This window comes from Pandoraea sp. 64-18 (assembly GCF_001899225.1).
In the GTDB taxonomy this organism is placed as follows: Bacteria; Pseudomonadota; Gammaproteobacteria; order Burkholderiales; family Burkholderiaceae; genus Pandoraea; species Pandoraea cepalis.
This window is the reverse complement of record NZ_MKVU01000020.1, coordinates 245,568-261,465: the sequence shown is the minus strand read 5'-3', so window position 1 is coordinate 261,465 and position 15,898 is coordinate 245,568. Positions and strand designations below refer to the sequence as shown.

The 15,898-nt window shown below is 64.8% G+C and carries 16 protein-coding genes; 9 read left to right on the top strand and 7 right to left on the bottom strand.

The features are described from left to right. The first annotated feature begins 317 nt into the window (after nucleotides 1-317). The 6 genes from BGP02_RS18235 to ubiA all read left to right on the top strand — a co-directional run bounded on the left by BGP02_RS18235 (nucleotide 318) and on the right by ubiA (nucleotide 5,400). Nucleotides 318-779, top strand: a complete 462-nt coding sequence (locus BGP02_RS18235) for an Lrp/AsnC family transcriptional regulator (RefSeq protein ID WP_268566857.1) — start codon at nucleotides 318-320, stop codon at nucleotides 777-779. Nucleotides 780-968: 189 nt separating this feature from the next. Then, nucleotides 969-1,592 (top strand): iron transporter, encoded by a 624-nt coding sequence (locus BGP02_RS18230; RefSeq protein WP_017235836.1) that lies wholly within the window; start codon nucleotides 969-971, stop codon nucleotides 1,590-1,592. A gap of 100 nt (nucleotides 1,593-1,692) precedes the next feature. Then, nucleotides 1,693-2,016: a cupredoxin domain-containing protein gene (locus BGP02_RS18225; protein ID WP_051060359.1), complete on the top strand. Its 324-nt coding sequence runs from the start codon at nucleotides 1,693-1,695 to the stop codon at nucleotides 2,014-2,016. 58 nt (nucleotides 2,017-2,074) lie between these two features. Beyond that, on the top strand, nucleotides 2,075-2,911 hold the full coding sequence (locus BGP02_RS18220) for an FTR1 family iron permease (protein WP_017235834.1): 837 nt from the start codon (nucleotides 2,075-2,077) through the stop codon (nucleotides 2,909-2,911). Between the two features lie 196 nt (nucleotides 2,912-3,107). Further along, nucleotides 3,108-4,451 (top strand): 4Fe-4S binding protein, encoded by a 1,344-nt coding sequence (locus BGP02_RS18215; RefSeq protein WP_286799088.1) that lies wholly within the window; start codon nucleotides 3,108-3,110, stop codon nucleotides 4,449-4,451. A 76-nt stretch (nucleotides 4,452-4,527) separates the two neighbouring features. Further along, the gene (ubiA, locus tag BGP02_RS18210) at nucleotides 4,528-5,400 is read left to right on the top strand and encodes a 4-hydroxybenzoate octaprenyltransferase (RefSeq protein ID WP_017235832.1); all 873 of its coding nucleotides are present in this window, start codon (nucleotides 4,528-4,530) and stop codon (nucleotides 5,398-5,400) included. Nucleotides 5,401-5,513: 113 nt separating this feature from the next. Here ubiA and proC read toward each other — a convergent pair whose 3' ends face one another. After that, on the bottom strand, nucleotides 5,514-6,326 hold the full coding sequence (proC, locus tag BGP02_RS18205) for a pyrroline-5-carboxylate reductase (protein WP_017235831.1): 813 nt from the start codon (nucleotides 6,324-6,326) through the stop codon (nucleotides 5,514-5,516). A 91-nt stretch (nucleotides 6,327-6,417) separates the two neighbouring features. Continuing rightward, nucleotides 6,418-7,131, bottom strand: a complete 714-nt coding sequence (locus BGP02_RS18200; RefSeq protein WP_286798941.1) for a YggS family pyridoxal phosphate-dependent enzyme — start codon at nucleotides 7,129-7,131, stop codon at nucleotides 6,418-6,420. 227 nt (nucleotides 7,132-7,358) lie between these two features. On the opposite strand from BGP02_RS18200, the gene BGP02_RS18195 reads away from it, so the two are divergent. Beyond that, nucleotides 7,359-7,856: a glutathione peroxidase gene (locus BGP02_RS18195; RefSeq protein WP_017235829.1), complete on the top strand. Its 498-nt coding sequence runs from the start codon at nucleotides 7,359-7,361 to the stop codon at nucleotides 7,854-7,856. A 53-nt stretch (nucleotides 7,857-7,909) separates the two neighbouring features. Here the strand turns inward: BGP02_RS18195 and BGP02_RS18190 are convergent, their stop codons facing one another. Continuing rightward, entirely contained in the window at nucleotides 7,910-8,401 is a 492-nt protein-coding gene (locus BGP02_RS18190) for a hypothetical protein (protein WP_261938030.1), read from the bottom strand. 176 nt (nucleotides 8,402-8,577) lie between these two features. Here BGP02_RS18190 and BGP02_RS18185 point away from each other — a divergent pair, with 176 nt between their 5' ends. Next, nucleotides 8,578-10,116, top strand: a complete 1,539-nt coding sequence (locus BGP02_RS18185) for an aminotransferase-like domain-containing protein (protein ID WP_502688492.1) — start codon at nucleotides 8,578-8,580, stop codon at nucleotides 10,114-10,116. A gap of 50 nt (nucleotides 10,117-10,166) precedes the next feature. Here the strand turns inward: BGP02_RS18185 and glcE are convergent, their stop codons facing one another. Genes glcE through BGP02_RS18165 form a run of 4 tightly spaced genes read right to left on the bottom strand, consistent with a single transcriptional unit; the run spans nucleotide 10,167 to nucleotide 15,084 of the window. Further along, nucleotides 10,167-11,249, bottom strand: coding sequence for a glycolate oxidase subunit GlcE (glcE, locus tag BGP02_RS18180; protein ID WP_150550739.1), 1,083 nt, complete (start codon nucleotides 11,247-11,249; stop codon nucleotides 10,167-10,169). Then, nucleotides 11,249-12,118, bottom strand: a complete 870-nt coding sequence (locus BGP02_RS18175; protein ID WP_017235824.1) for an ion transporter — start codon at nucleotides 12,116-12,118, stop codon at nucleotides 11,249-11,251. Before BGP02_RS18175 ends, glcE begins: the two co-directional genes overlap by 1 nt. A 1-nt stretch (nucleotide 12,119) precedes the next feature. Continuing rightward, a complete protein-coding gene (locus tag BGP02_RS18170) occupies nucleotides 12,120-13,655 on the bottom strand; it encodes an FAD-linked oxidase C-terminal domain-containing protein (RefSeq protein WP_017235823.1) in 1,536 nt (511 codons plus the stop codon). A gap of 7 nt (nucleotides 13,656-13,662) precedes the next feature. Then, nucleotides 13,663-15,084, bottom strand: coding sequence for an FAD-binding oxidoreductase (locus BGP02_RS18165; protein ID WP_286798939.1), 1,422 nt, complete (start codon nucleotides 15,082-15,084; stop codon nucleotides 13,663-13,665). Between the two features lie 333 nt (nucleotides 15,085-15,417). On the opposite strand from BGP02_RS18165, the gene BGP02_RS18160 reads away from it, so the two are divergent. Further along, a partial coding sequence (locus BGP02_RS18160) for a cob(I)yrinic acid a,c-diamide adenosyltransferase (protein ID WP_286798938.1) occupies nucleotides 15,418-15,898 on the top strand: 481 nt, incomplete at its 3' end.

The window sequence follows — 15,898 nt, the reverse complement described above, 5'->3', positions numbered from 1 at the left end:
AAGTGATGCGATTTTGCGCATCGCGATACGGCGTTGTCAATAGCGGAGGATTGGGGGGATACCCTTGGCTTTCGCCTTGTCGGGGAAAGGGTTAAAGGGGATTCTGGCCGGTGGGGCAAGCAACCGCACGCCGCGTGAGGCGGCCTCAACGGCGGGTTGATGAGGACGGATTTTGTCTGCGTGTCATCGTATCTCTTGACGTCGGGGGGGGGGCGTCGGACGGTTGGGCAGTCGGGAAGCGCCGAGCGCGGCGGCGCGGTTCCTGGTTCTATAATCGCGCTTTGCCATTCCAACCGTGACATTCAAGGCGAAATCCGATGACGCTGTCCGCGACCGCCCTCGACGAACTCGACCGTAACCTGCTCGCCCTGCTGCGGGTCAATGCGCGCGAGAGCACGGCCAATCTGGCGCGCCGTCTCGGCGTGGCGCGCACGACCGTGGTGGCCCGCCTGGCGAGGCTAGAGCTGGCGGGCGTGATCGCCGGCTATACGGTACGACTCGGGCAGGACGCCGCCGGAGGCGGGTTGCAGGCCTGTGTCGGCATCAGCGTGCAACCGCGCTCCGGGCGCGACGTGTTGCGGCGCCTGAACAAGATGCCCGAGATTCACCTGCTGTGCACCGTCAGCGGCGAGTTCGATTACGTGGCATGGCTGCACGCGGCGTCGGCAGACCAGCTCGACGCGCTGCTCGACACCATCGGCGAGATCGACGGCGTCACGCGGACGACAACGTCGGTCGTGCTCGCCCGCAAGATCGACCGGGGGGGCGTGTTGCCCTGAGCATCGCCCAGTAATTTTTCGTAAACGTCGGCCAAGAATCGCGCCGCGCGCCCGCTGGCGCTCGCGCTGTGCTCGAATTTCCCGTTCATCCCCGTGTTGCCTTGACTTCGTGGTTTGTCTGACGAATGTGTTAGTGCTAAAATTACTGAGAATTGTTTGCATTAACTTCTTTGTCAATCTGGAGTGTGTATGCGCGTGAAATCCCTCGTGGCTGCGGCGCTGTTCGTCGGTGCAGCCACCCTGGCGAATGCCGCCGAATTTCCCATTGGTAAGCCGCTGAATGTGGCGGGCATGGAGATCAACACGGTGTATCTCCAACCGATCTCGATGGAACCGGCCGGCATGATGCGCGACGCCGCCAAGTCGGACATCCACCTCGAAGCGGATATTCATGCGATTGCCAAGAACCCGAACGGTTACGCCGAAGGCGACTGGATTCCCGGGCTGGAAATCACGTACAAGCTGCAAAAGATGAAGAGCGACGGCAAGACCCCCGAGGGCGCATCCATCGAAGGGTTGATGATGCCGATGGTCGCGAGCGATGGTCCGCACTACGGCGATAACGTCAAGCTGGCCGGTGTCGGCAAGTACAAGCTGACGATGGTCGTCAACGCACCGGGCACGCTGCAGGCGTTCGGCTGCAAGATGGGCGGCATGCCCGCCGCCGACGCCCACGCGGCGCACGGGGGCATGGGCCCGTGGTGCTTTGGCCGTCACGTCGACAAGGAAACCGGCGTGGGTCCGTGGTTCAAGCCGGTGACCAAGGAAGTGGATTTCACTTTCTCGGGAATTGGCAAGAAGGGCGGGTACTAAGTCGCCCGCATGAATTTGACTCGGCGTTGGCCTGCGGGCCGGCGCTGTTTTCGTTTGGAGCGGAAGAATGAATCAGCGCATCGCGCGCCTGCTGGCCACGATGACAGCCGTGGTGGCGACTTTGTTCGTGCTGGCGGGGCCGTCGCTCGCGCGCGCGGACGACTTGCCAACCTTCAGGCTGGAAATGAACAACGGCAAGCTCAACCCGGCGCGCATCGAGGTGCCGGCCGGCAAGCGCATCAAGATTGAAGTGCACAACACCGGCACGAACGCTGTCGAGTTCGAGAGTCTGCAACTTCGCAAGGAGAAGGTGTTGGCACCGGGTGCGCAGTCGTTCGTGGTGATCGCGCCGCTGCAGCCGGGCGAGTACAAGTTTTTCGACGATTTTCACCAGCAGGCACAAGGCGTGATCGTTGCCAAGTAAGCGGGCGGAAGTCGTTCTGGATAGTCGGTAAGACACGCATCACGAGAGGAATCAAACGATGGGTCAGGTCATGTTCATCGTCTGGCGCGAAAGCGTCGAGGCATTGCTGGTTGTCGGCATTCTCCATGCCTGGCTGGCCAACCCGGAGCACGGTGCCAAGCGCGGCCTGCCTTATCTGTGGGGCGGTGTGGCGCTCGGGATTGCGGCGGCCGTGGCGCTGGGCGCCGCTCTCGTTGGTTTTACCGAGGTGCTCTCGGGCGACGCGCAGGACTACTTCCAGACGGCCATGGTGCTGGTCGCCTGCGTGCTGATCGTGCAGATGGTCTTCTGGATGAAGCGCCACGGGCGAACGCTCAAACGCGACATGGAATCGTCGCTGCGCAAGAACCAGGATCAGGGCACCTGGTGGGGCGTGCTCGTGCTGGTGGCGCTGGCCATTGCCCGCGAAGGCAGCGAGACGACCATCTTCCTGTACGGCATCGGCTTCGGCCAGCAAGGCAGCGTGCCGCCATCGATGTGGCTCGCGGTGCTGATCGGTTTCGCCCTGGCACTCGCCACGTTCTGGCTGCTGCAACTGGGCGGAAAGATCTTCTCGTGGCGCCTGTTCTTTCGCGTGACCGAAATCATGCTGCTGTTCCTCGCCGCCGGGCTGCTGGAGTCCGGGCTCGATCGCCTGATCTCGCTCGAGCTGGTGCCGACGCTGGTCGATCAACTGTGGGATACCTCCGCACTGCTCGACGACACCAGCCCGTTCGGCAGTCTCGTCGCCACGTTGACCGGCTATCGCGCGCATCCGTCCGGCATGAATCTATTGGTGTACGGCATCTATTGGCTGTTCGTCTGGGCCTTGCTCAAGCGGGCTGATGGGCCGCTCAAGCAGGCCAGGCCCGCTTGAGCGGGCCGCAGGCATCGGGGGCGCAAATCTCGCCGGTGCACGACAACGGTCTGTTCGGACCGGTCGGTGCCAGCGTCACAAGCGCTCCGGCATTGGCAAGGTCCGCCAGCCTGACAAGGTTGTTTCCCCGACGTACGAGTTGAGCATGAGCATCGCCATACCTGTCCCGAACCGACTGGCCCGCGCAGGGCTTTGGATGCAACGCCATGGCAAGCTGATTCGTGGCGTGCAGTGGGGCATCGTGCTCGTGTACGCGTTCCTCATCGTGGTGCCGGTCATGTTGCCGCTGCCCGACGAGACGGCGCACATCCTCAATAACCTCACCGTCTTCGCGCAGTTCACTTTCTGGGGCATCTGGTGGCCGTTTGTGCTCATCAGCATGGTCTTGATGGGCCGCGTATGGTGCGGGGTGCTGTGCCCGGAAGGCACGCTCTCGGAATTCGCGAGCCGTCACGGACGCGGTCGCGCCATTCCACGCTGGATGCGCTGGGGCGGCTGGCCGTTCGTGGCCTTTGCGGGTACCACGCTCTACGGCCAGATGGTCAGCGTCTACCAATATCCGAAGGCCGTGTTGCTGGTACTCGGCGGTTCCACCATCGGCGCGATGGTGATCGGCTATTTCTACGGCCGCGACAAACGCGTGTGGTGCAAGTACCTGTGCCCGGTCAACGGCGTGTTCTCGCTGCTCGCGCGTCTGGCACCGTTCCACTTCAAGGTCAACGAAGAAGCGTGGCGTCGCTCGTATCACACCAACGGCCACAAGATCATCCCGGTCAATTGCGCGCCGCTCGTGCCGCTGCGCAACATGAAGGGCGGCGCGCAATGCCATATGTGCGGGCGCTGCGCCGGGCATCGCGACGCCATCGCGCTCACGGGCCGCTCGCCGAGCGACGAGATCGTGAAGTTCGGCGCGACGGAGAACAACAGTGTGTGGGACAGCGTGCTCGTCATGTATGGCCTGCTTGGCGTGGCCATCGGCGCCTTCCACTGGACGGTGAATCCGTGGTTCGTGGCGACCAAGACGATGCTCGCCACATGGCTCATCGACCGCGACATCATGTGGCCGTTCGCGACGAACGCGCCGTGGTTCGTCTTTACCAACTACCCCGCACAGAGCGACGTCTTCTCATGGCTCGACGGCGGCATGGTCGTCACGTACATCCTCGGCAACGGTCTGCTGCTGGGCTTGGCGTTCACGACGATCTTCGCGCTGGCGAACCGGGCGATGGGGCCGTGGCAGACCTCGCGATTCAATCACCTGGTGCAGTCGTTGATTCCGATTGCCGGGGCCGGGGTGTTCATCGGTCTGTCGGCCACGACGATCAGCCTGCTGCGCGCCGAGCATCTGCCGGTGTACTGGGCGAACGATGTGCGCGCTGCGATCCTCGCCGCGACCACGTTGTGGAGCCTGTGGCTTGGCTGGCGCGTGACCGGGCGGCATGCGCGCTCGCTGGGGCGGCGTCTGGCCGGGATGGCGGGTGTCGTGGCGGCGCTGGCGCTGGTCAACTGGCTCTGGCTGTTGATGTTCTGGATCTGGTGACGTTCGGGGCGCGTCGATTGTCGCGCCTCAGGCCGGTGGCCTACAATGGCGCCACCGGTCTTTCTGTGTAACGCTCATGTTGCTCGCTCAACGTCTCCCGCTGTATTTCCGCCTCGTTCGTCTCGATAAGCCGATCGGCACCGTGCTGCTGCTGTGGCCAACGCTTGCGGCGCTGTGGATCGCTTCGAATGGGCATCCCGACCTCTGGCTGCTCGCGATCTTTACGCTCGGCACGTTCCTGATGCGCTCGGCGGGTTGCGCCATCAACGATTACGCCGACCGCGACTTCGACAGGTACGTCAAACGCACGAAGGAGCGGCCGATCACGTCGGGACGCATTCGTGCCTGGGAAGCGGTGGCCGTGGCGGCCACGCTCGCGCTGGCGAGCTTTTTGCTGATCCTGCCGCTCAACGCGCTGACCAAGTGGCTCTCGATCCCGGCCCTGTTCGTGGCGGGCACCTATCCGTTCACCAAGCGCTTTCTGGCGATTCCGCAGGCGTATCTCGGCGTGGCCTTCGGTTTCGGCATTCCGATGGCCTTCGCCGCAGTGCAGGATCAGGTACCGGTCATCGCATGGGTGCTGCTGCTCTCGAATGTATTCTGGTCGGTCGCCTACGACACCGAATACGCAATGGTCGATCGCGACGACGACCTGAAGATCGGCATCAAGACCTCGGCGATCACGTTCGGACGCTTCGACGTATTGGCGATCATGCTCTGCTATGCAGGGGCGCTCGGCATTCAGGCGGGGGTGGGCGTGTATCTCGGCTTCGGCTGGCCGTTCTGGCTCGGCATGGCGGTGGCGGTGAGCTTCGCGATCTATCACTACTTCCTGATTCGCGCACGCGAGCGCATGCCTTGTTTTGCCGCCTTCCGTCACAACAACTGGCTCGGTGCCGCCGTGTTCGCAGGCATCGCGGGCCACTACTTGTTGGCCGCGCGGGCATAGGTTGGCGTGTCGATGGGAAGGTCGGCGCGAACGACGACCGGTGAAATGAAAAACGGACCGCATGCGGTCCGTTTTTCGTTCCGGCAGACCGGCGAATCCGTCGGCCGTTCCGCTCAGGCGTCGCCCAACTCGTCGCCAAGTTCCTTGGCGCGGGTATTGGCCGCATGCACGCCGCGCACGATTGCCGCCTTGATGGCGTCGCGCTCGAACGAGCTGAGGGCAGCAAACGTCGTGCCGCCCTTGGACGTCACACGCTCGCGCAGCACGCTCGCGGGTTCGCTCGACTGCGCCGCCAGTTGCGACGCGCCGGTAAACGTGGCGATGGCCAACTGACGTGCCTGCTCGGGCGAAAAGCCCAGCTCGTTCGCGGCTTGCTCCAGCGCTTCGATGAAATAGAACACGTATGCCGGACCGCTGCCCGAGATGGCCGTCACGGCGTCGAGCTGGCTTTCCTTCTCCACCCAGACGATCTGGCCGGCCGCACCGAGCACGGTCTCGGCGCGCTTGCGCTGGTCCGAATCCACCCCCGACAAGGCTGCCAGACCCGTGATGCCCATGCCGATCAAGGCGGGGGTGTTCGGCATGCAACGCACGATCTGATTGTGGCCGCCGAGCCAACGCGCGAGATCGGACGCGCGAATGCCCGCCGCGATGCTGATCACCAATTGACCGATCAGGTGCGGCTGGAGCGCTTGTGCGACGTCCTTGAGCACTTGCGGTTTGACGGCCAGCACGATCGTGTCGTAATCGCGCAGGCGATCGTTGGGCGCGCTGGCCGTGTCGACACCGTACTGCTTGACGAGACCGTCGCGCGTCGATTCGTTGACGTCGATCGCGAGAATGTCGCGCGGGGCCGTGCCGCGCTTGACGAGTCCGCCGATCAGGGCATTGGCCATGTTGCCGCCGCCGATGAATGCAATTCTCATAACCATCCTTTGCGTTGCGTGAGTCGTTACCGTCGTTACCTTTTGCCGCGGCGAGTCGTCAAAGCGCGCTCACCGCCAGGGCGCGCCGCGATCAGGCGCGTGAGCCATAATCGCGTGCGCCGAAAATCGCGGTGCCGATTCGCACCATTGTCGCACCCTCGGCAATCGCCGCCTCGAGATCGCCCGACATGCCCATCGACAGCGTGTCGAGCGGCAGACCGTCGGCGCGCAAGGCGTTGAACACATCGCGCACGGCCTTGAACGGTGCGCGTTGGCGGGCCGGATCGGCTTCAGGCTCGGGAATCGCCATCAGGCCGCGCAATCGTAAATTCGGCAGCGCCGCGATGGCGCGTGCCACGGCGGGCACGTCGGCAGGCGCTACGCCGCTCTTGCTGGCTTCGCCGCTGATGTTGACCTGCAGGCACACCTGCAAGGGCGGGAGGTCTGCCGGTCGCTGCGCACTCAGGCGCTCGGCGATCTTCAGGCGGTCGACCGAATGCACCCAGTCGAAGTGTTCGGCCACCGGCCGCGTCTTGTTGCTTTGCAGTGGGCCGATGAAATGCCATTCGAGCGGTTCGCCATTGACCGTCTCGCCGGACAACGCGGCGATCTTGTCGAGCGCCTCCTGCACATAGTTCTCGCCGAATGCCCGCTGGCCAGCCGCGAGCGCGTCGCGTACGGCATCGGCGCCAAAGGTCTTCGAGACGGCGAGCAAGCGCACGCTGTCCGCTGGCCGGCCGGCGGCGGTGGTGGCGTGGGCAATGCGGGAGAGCACGTCGTCGAGATTCGCGGCGATGGTCGACATGAGGCAGGGCGGAGCGTCAGTGAGGGGGTGTCTGTGGCGCGGGGGCGCGTTGCAACGGCGTTGCGGATCAACGATTATAGCCGTGCCCGCACGCGAGGTGCTACCCGGGAAAAACGAGGTGCTACCCGCGCCGGGGTTCCGGACGGGAAGGCACAACGCACGCGGCACGGCGCCGGCGCGCGGCTTGTGGCAGACTGCGCGGTGCCAACCATCACTCGGAGCCAGAGATGAGCGCGAATTCGCAGACAGTTTACGATTTTTCCGTCCAGACGCTCGCGGGCGAGACCGTCAGTCTGTCGCATTATCGCGGCAAGGTGCTGCTCATCGTCAACACGGCGAGCGAGTGCGGGTTCACGCCGCAGTACGCCGGCCTGCAAGCGCTATACGAACAGCTTGGCCCGCGCGGGTTCGAAGTCCTCGCGTTCCCGTGCAATCAGTTCGGCAAGCAGGAGCCGGGCGACGCGCAAGCCATTCGCAGCTTCTGCGATCTGCGTTTTCACGTCACGTTCCCGATGTTCGCCAAGGTCGACGTCAAAGGGCCCGACGCCGCGCCGCTCTACGCCTACCTCACGCGGGAGAAGCCCGGTGTGCTGGGCACGAAGGCAATCAAATGGAATTTCACGAAGTTCCTCGTGGATGCGACGGGGCAGGTCGTGGCGCGCTATGCTCCGACGGCGAAGCCCGAGGACATTCGCGCCGATATCGAGAAACGGCTCCCCGCTTGAGCGGCGCCGTGGCCTGACCGGGTCGCCCCGGACAGGCTATCGCGCGGATCGGTTCAGCGCCCGAAGCGCTCGAGAATCCGCTGCCATTGACGCACGATGGCCCCCCGCGACTCGGCAAGGCGACGTGTCGGGCTCGCCCCCTCGCGCAGTGCCAGCTGCGCGCCGACGTCGCTGCTCAGCGCCAGCCAGCCGGACGTCTCCACCACGTACACCTGCCCGGCACTCAGCGCGATGGCCTCTCGCCAGACACCCCCCGACAGCCAGCGCGGCGCGAGGCTGACCGCCACCTGACCTAGCTGGACATGGAATACCGTGCCACGGCTTGCATACGCATGAAACGCTTGCCCACGCGCCAGCGCGAGAGGGAACGCTCGTGTGCCGGACGTGGCGCCGTCCATGCCGGCCGGATGGGAGGGGACACGAGAAAGGGCAACGCGTTCTCCTGGTGAGCTGGCATCGCCGTGACTTCGCGCAAGACGGGCGTCAGGGCGCAGGGGAGACAGCGAAGGCAATGCGGACGGCGGCGGGAAGGGGGGCTTGGCCATGTGGGACTCCGGGGCGTTGAACGGGTAAGGACAGCCTATCGACCGCCGCGCCGCCCCGGTAGGCACACAGTTACCCGGTTTCGCCCGCAACAGAAGGGTCCCCGGCAATCTGTTACGATCAAGAATCGCTGAATCTGTATCTGTTATGGTCACGTGCGATGCACGATCATCTGCGCATGGATGCCGCCACTCTCCCTCCCCCTCTCGCTGCCGCGGACGACACATCGCTGACCTCGGACGTTCCGAGGCCCCCACCCGTGGCCGTCCCGCGGGAGCGCGTGCCCCTCTACCGCCGACTCGCGGGTCACTATCGACATGCCATCGACGTGGGTACGCTCGCGCCGGGCGACCGCATGCCGAGTGTTCGCACGTTGATGGAGCGGCATCAGGTCAGCTTGTCGACGGCGCTGCAGATGTGCCGTCATCTGGAGGCGCAGGGCCTGCTCGAGGCGCGTCCCCGCTCGGGCTACTTCGTGCGCGCACGTGCGCGGGCGAGTCTCGTACCCGTGGCCGAGCCGCGGCCGTGGATGCCCGATCTGCTGCAATATGTGGGCATCAACCAGCGTGTGTCGTCGATCCTCGCGCGAGGGCTTCAGGCGGACGTCAAAATCAATCTCGCCGTGGCCCACGGTTCGCCGTCGCTCTATCCGGTCAACGCGTTGCGCCAGGCCACGATTCGGGCCTTGCGCGATCACCCGATGCTCTATGGCACCCCGCCGCCAGGCGGTGGCGAAGCCCGTTTTCGCGCGGCGATTGCGCGGCGAGCCCTGGAAGCGCGCATGCACGTCAATCCCGAGGAGATCGTCGTCACGCATGGCTGTATCGAAGCGATCAATCTCGCGCTGCGTGCGGTGGCTGGCGCGGGCGACGTGGTTGCCGTCGAGTCGCCCACGTATTACGCGCTGTTGCAGACGCTGGAGAGTATGGGCATGCGCGCACTCGAAATTCCCACGAGTCCGCAGACCGGCATCTCACTCGAAGCGCTCGAACTGGCAAGCGAGACCTACGACAACATCAAGGCGATCATCGTCGTGCCGCATTTCCAGAATCCGCTCGGGTCGGTGATGCCCGATTCGCACAAGGCACGGCTTGTGAAGTGGGCGGCGTCGCGCGGGATTGCGATCATCGAAGACGACACCTATTCGGCGCTGGGCGACGACGGTAACGTGCCGGCCGCCGTTCGTTCCTGGGATACGACCGGCAATGTGATTCATTGCGCATCGCTGCACAAGACGCTGGCGCCGGGCATGCGGTTGGGCTGGATCGCGGGCGGCAAGTGGCAGGGGCGCGTGGAGATGTTGAAGTACGCGCAGACGCGTCCCAACGAAGCGCTCGCCCAGATCGCGATGGGCGAGTTTATCGACTCGCCGCGCTATGACCGCCATCTGCGGCATTTGCGCGCCCAGTTGCGCGAGCATCGTGCGGCGATGGCCGAAGCGATCGCGACCTACTTCCCTGCGGGCACGCGACTGACGTTGCCCGCGGGCGGATTGAGTCTGTGGGTCGAGATGCCGGGCGGTGTCAGCTCGGAGTTACTGTTCGACGCTGCACTCGCCAAGGGGATTCGCGTAGCGCCGGGTAGCCTGTTTTCCAACTCGGCACGCTACGACCACTTTCTGCGCATCAACGGCGGGCAGCCGTTCACGCGTGAGGTCGACGCGGCGGTGCGCACGCTCGCGTCCGAGATCGCGCGATTGCTCGACACGAAGCGTTGAGCGCACCGAGCGAGATTACCGGACTTGGCGCCCCCGCGGGGGCATCCTGCTCAGAACTCCGGATACATCCGTCCCGGATTGAAGATACCGGCGGGGTCGAACACCGACTTTAGATTGCGGTGAATGCGCATGACCGGTGCGGGCAGCGGCGTGAAGACGCTCACGCCAGGTTCGCCGTAGCGGAAGAGCGTGGCGTGCCCGCCGTCCTGCCGTGCCGCCGAGCGCACGATTTGCGCGTCGGCGTCGGTGATCCACCAGCGCTGTGCGCCGCCCCACTCGATGAGTTGCTTGCCCGGCAGCCGGTGCGGCTCGGCCGTCGAAGGCACCGCCAGGCGCCACAGCGCCTGCCCGGGTCCCGCGTCGGCGAAGAAGTTGTCGGTCTGCTCGCGGATGGCGTGCCAGAACTTGGCCGCATGAATGGCGTCGACCAGCTCCCCGCCCATCTTTACACGCGCGGCCTTGATCCCCGCCGACGCGCCCGCCAGACGAATCACCAGCAAGTCGTTGCGCCACGCGCTGCCGGTGATCGGCAGCGGTTGCCCGCCCCATTCGTTGAGCTTGCGCACGGCGTCGATGGCGTTCATTTCGAATTGCAGCGTCAGCTCGGCAAACGGTTGCGGCAGCACCTTGAGCGACACCTCGAGAATGAGGCCCAGCGTGCCGAGCGAACCGGCGAGCATGCGCGAGACGTCGTAACCGGCGACGTTTTTCATCACCTGCCCGCCGAAGTTCAGCACATGACCCCGACCGTCCATCAATTTGGCCCCGAGCACGAAGTCGCGCACGGCACCCACGGCACTGCGGCGCGGCCCGGCAAGCCCGGCGGCCACCGCACCGCCGAGGGTCGCGCCGTGGCCGAAATAGGGCGGCTCGAACGGCAGCAACTGATTGCGTTCTGCGAGCGCTGCTTCAATGTCGGCCAGTGGCGTGCCGCAGCGGGCGGTGATGACCAGTTCCGCCGGGTCATAGGCGACGATGCCACTGTAGTCGCGCGTGTCCAGCACGTCGCCCACGCGTTGCTGGCCGTACCACGCCTTGGTGCCGCCCCCCCGCAATTGGAGGGGCGCGCGGTGCGCCGTGGCGTGCTCGATGACGGCGCGGAAGTGCTCGAGAGTGTCGTTCGTATCGGTCATCAGCTGGGTTCTGGCGGCGGTGGCAGGTCGGATTGATAAGGCCCCAGCTCGCTGCCGCAATCCTTGCAGTAGCGGGCGTCGGGGTCGTGCCCTTCGGTGTGGCACTGATGGCAGGTGCGCGTGGTGATCGCCTTCTTGCGCATGGCCGAATGAATTTCGGCACCCATGATGCCGGTGGGAATCGCAATCACGCTGTAGCCCAGCAACATGACGAAGCCGGTGATCGCCTTGCCCAGTCCGGTGACGGGCACCACGTCGCCATAGCCAGTGGTCGTGAGCGTGACGATGGCCCAATAGATGCCGACCGGAATGCTCGTGAAGCCATGTTCCGGCCCCTCGATGATATGCATGAGCGTGCCGAAGATCACCACGATGATCGAGATGAACCCGAGAAACACGAGGATCTTGCGGCGCGCGTTGTAGAGCGCAATGCTGAGCACGCCGGCTTCGTTCACATACGCCGTGAGCTTGAGAATCCGGAACGCACGCATCAGGCGCAGCAGGCGCACGTCGATCAGGCCATGCAGCTCGGGCACCAGAATCGCCAGGTAGGTCGGCAGGATTGCGAGCAGGTCGATGATGCCGTAAAAGGACAGCGCGTAACGTAGCGGCCGGTGCGCACTGAGCAGCCGCGCGAGGTACTCGGCCGTGAAGAGCAGCGTGAAGAACCACTCGAGGATCGCCATCGGCAGCGAGGCCGTGGCTTGAACGGCCGGCACGCTCGACACGATGACCGTGAGCACCGACAGCACGATGGCGATGAGCAGCGCAATGTCGAAGAGCCGCCCTTCGCGCGTGTCGGCCTCGAAGATGATGATGTAGAGCCGCTGCCGCCAATCGTGTGGCAGCCATTCCGACAGCGCTCGCATGTCAGAACCTCGGCAGGTCGGGATGCGGTAACAGACCGCCACGCACATGCAGCTTGCCGTATTCGGCACAACGCGCGCGCGTAGGGATCCCCTTGTCGGGATTGAGCAGCCCGACCGGATCGAAGGCGCGCTTCACCCCGAAGAACGCGTCGCGCTCGTCGGGCGAGAACTGCACGCACATCGAGTTGATCTTCTCGATGCCCACGCCGTGCTCACCTGTGATCGTGCCGCCGAGTTCGACACAGGCTTCGAGAATGTCGCTGCCGAACGCCTCGGCACGGTGCCACTCGTCGAGGTCGTTGCCGTTGAAAAGAATGAGCGGATGCATATTGCCGTCTCCCGCGTGAAAGACGTTAATACAGCGCAATCCGTACTGTTGTTCCAGACCTTCGATGCGTTTGAGTAAGGTCCCAATCGCACGGCGCGGAATCGTGCCGTCCATGCAGTAATAGTCCGGCGATATGCGCCCGGCCGCGGGGAATGCGTTCTTGCGTCCCGACCAGAAGCGCAGACGCTCCTCTTCACTGCGGGAAATCTGTAGCCGTGTCGCGCCCGAGGTGCGCAGCACGTGGGAGATGCGCATGATTTCCTCGGCGACTTCTTCCGGTGTGCCATCCGATTCGCACAACAGGATGGCGGCCGCTTCGAGGTCGTAACCGGCGTGCACAAACGACTCGACGGCCTGGGTGGCCGGCTTGTCCATCATTTCCAGGCCCGCCGGGATGATGCCCGCCGCGATGATCGCGGCCACGGCGTTGCCGCCGGTCTCCACGTCGTCGAAGCTCGCCATGATGATCTGTGCCGTCTGCGCCTTGGGCACCAGCTTGACGGTGATTTCGGTGACCACGCCGAACATGCCCTCGCTGCCGATGAAGACCGACAGCAGATCGAGTCCTGGCGCATCGGGGCCAAGCGAGCCGAATTCGATGGCCTCGCCGGACATCGTGATGGCGCGCACGCGCAGCACGTTGTGCACGGTCAATCCGTACTTCAGGCAGTGCACGCCGCCGGAATTCTCCGCGATGTTGCCACCGATGGTGCAGGCGATCTGCGACGACGGATCCGGCGCGTAATACAGGCCATAAGGTGCGGCGGCTTCCGAGATCGCCAGATTGCGAACGCCGGGCTGCACCGTGGCAGTGCGCGCATAGGGATCGACTTCGACGATCTTCTTGAACTTGGCAAGCGAGAGCACCAGGCCGTCGGAGATGGGCATCGCCCCGCCGGACAGGCTGGTGCCCGCGCCGCGCGGCACGACCGGGATGCCGAGCTGATGACACGCCTGCAGAATGCGCTGCACCTGCGATTCCGACTCGGGCAGCACAACGGCGAGCGGCACACGACGATACGCGGCGAGACCGTCGCACTCGTACGGTGTGGTGTCTTCGCGTCGATGCAGAATGCAATGCGGCGGCAGGATCTGCGCGAGCGCATCGAGCAAGTGACGCTGGCGCGTGGTCAGGGCGTCGGCATTCTCGGTCGCGGCACCCGCCGGAAGCGGGCCGGATTGACCTTGCGGGGTGGCGGGGGCGTTCATGCGGCGTTCAGATCGCCGGGTGCAGCTGGAAAATCTTGCCCGGATTGAGCAGATTGTGCGGATCGAGCGAAGTCTTGATCGCCCGCATGACGTCGATCGCGCCTTCGCCATGCTCGGTCACGAGGAAGCCCATCTTGTGCAGGCCGACGCCATGTTCGCCAGTGCATGTGCCGCCCATGCGAATTGCTCGCTCGACGATGCGCTGGTTGAGTTGTTCGGCCTCCTCGATCTCTTCAGGCTTGGCCGGATCGATGAGGATAGCGACGTGGAAATTGCCATCGCCCACGTGTCCCACGATCGGGCAGGGCAAACTCGACGCCCGCAGGTCTTGCTCGGTTTCGCCCACACACTCGGCCAGACGCGAGATCGGCACACAAACGTCCGTGGTCACCGCGCGGCAGCCTGGCCGGAGTTGCAGCATTGCAAAGTACGCGCTATGCCGCGCGCTCCACAGACGGTTGCGGTCTTCCGTGCGGGTGGCCCATTCGAAACCGGTACCGCCGTTGTCCTTGGCCAGTTCCTCGACGGTTTGCGCTTGCTCCTTCACGCCCGCATCGCTGCCGTGAAATTCGAAGAACAGCGTTTGCGTCTCGGGCAGCGTCAGCTTGGAATGCTTGTTGATCGCGCGCACGGCCAGCGCATCGACGAACTCGACGCGAGCGACCGGCACACCCAACTGAATCGTCTGAATGACGCAGTTCACGGCGTCCGTCATGGTGGGGAACGCACAGATCGCGGCGGACACAGCCTCGGGCTGCGGATACAGACGCACCGTCGCCTCGGTAATGATGCCCAGCGTGCCTTCGCTGCCGACGAACAGGCGCGTCAGGTCGTAGCCGGCCGAGGACTTGCGGGCGCGCGTACCGGTGTGGATCACGCGGCCGTCAGCGAGCACGACGGTCAATGCCAGCACGTTTTCGCGCATCGTGCCGTAGCGTACGGCGTTGGTGCCCGACGCGCGCGTGGCGCACATGCCGCCAATGCTGGCGTCGGCGCCCGGGTCGATCGGGAAGAACAGGCCGGTGTCGCGCAGTGCTTCATTGAGCGCCTTGCGCGAAATGCCCGGTTGCGTGGTGACGGTCAGGTCTTCGGCGTTGATCGAGACGACCTGATTCATTTCCGAGAGGTCGAGCGACAGGCCGCCCTCGACGGCGAGCAGGTGACCTTCCAGCGACGAGCCCGCGCCGTACGGAATGATGGGGACGTTGTATTTGGCGCACAGCTTGACGATCTGCGACACCTCGTCGGTGCTGTGCGCGAAGGCGACGGCATCGGGCAGCATGGGATCGAACGGAGACTCGTCCCGGCCGTGATGTTCGCGCAGCGCCGCTTGCGTGCTCACGCGCTCGCCCAGCAGCGCTTGGAGCTCGATGAGCAGCACGTCGGGGAACGCCCGCTTGGCGGCGAACGGCAGGTGGGGATGATTCACGGCTTTCTCCTTCGGGTCTCCGGGCGGCCAGCGCCGGTCGGCGGTGGCAGGCTCCAAATCGGTGGCGGGGTCTCGGGCATGGGGTGCAACGACAATACTTCGGTGCGCACGCCCTGACGCCTTATGAGCGGGGATTTTACGCTGTGGCGGCGTTTTTCCCCACCCTTTGCGTCATATCATACGGACTTGCCGCCAATGCGCGCCATCGGAATCGCCCGAAAAGTGGCCATCCGGGGCCTGCGCGGCGCATTTCAATCGATGAAGGCAAGTGGCCCCCGCAGCCGGATTGCGTGCTGGCGGGCAAGCGATGCCGCAAGGGGTAGAGAGCAGAAGATGGGGAATCGTTTGAGCAAGATCGTCACGCGCACGGGCGACGGCGGCAAGACCGGCCTCGGGGACGGCGCGCGCGTGGACAAGTTCAGCCCGCGTATCGTCGCCATCGGCGAGATCGACGAGACCAATTCGCACCTCGGGGTGCTGCTGTGTGAAGACTTGCCGCCGGACGTGCGCGCCGTGCTTCTCGACGTTCAGCACGATCTGTTCGATCTCGGCGGAGAACTGAGCATGCCGCGTCACACGCTGATCGGCGATGCCCAGGTGGCCAGGCTCGACGGCTGGCTGGCGCATTACAACGCCGATCTGCCGCCGCTCAAGGAGTTCATCCTGCCGGGCGGCACGCGCGCGGCAGCGCTGGCGCACGTGGTCCGGACCGTTGCCCGAAGGGCGGAGCGCGCCATGGTGGCGCTGGGCGTCGAGGAGACAGTGGCCCCCGCGCCGCGTCAGTACATCAATCGCCTGTCCGACCTGATGTTCG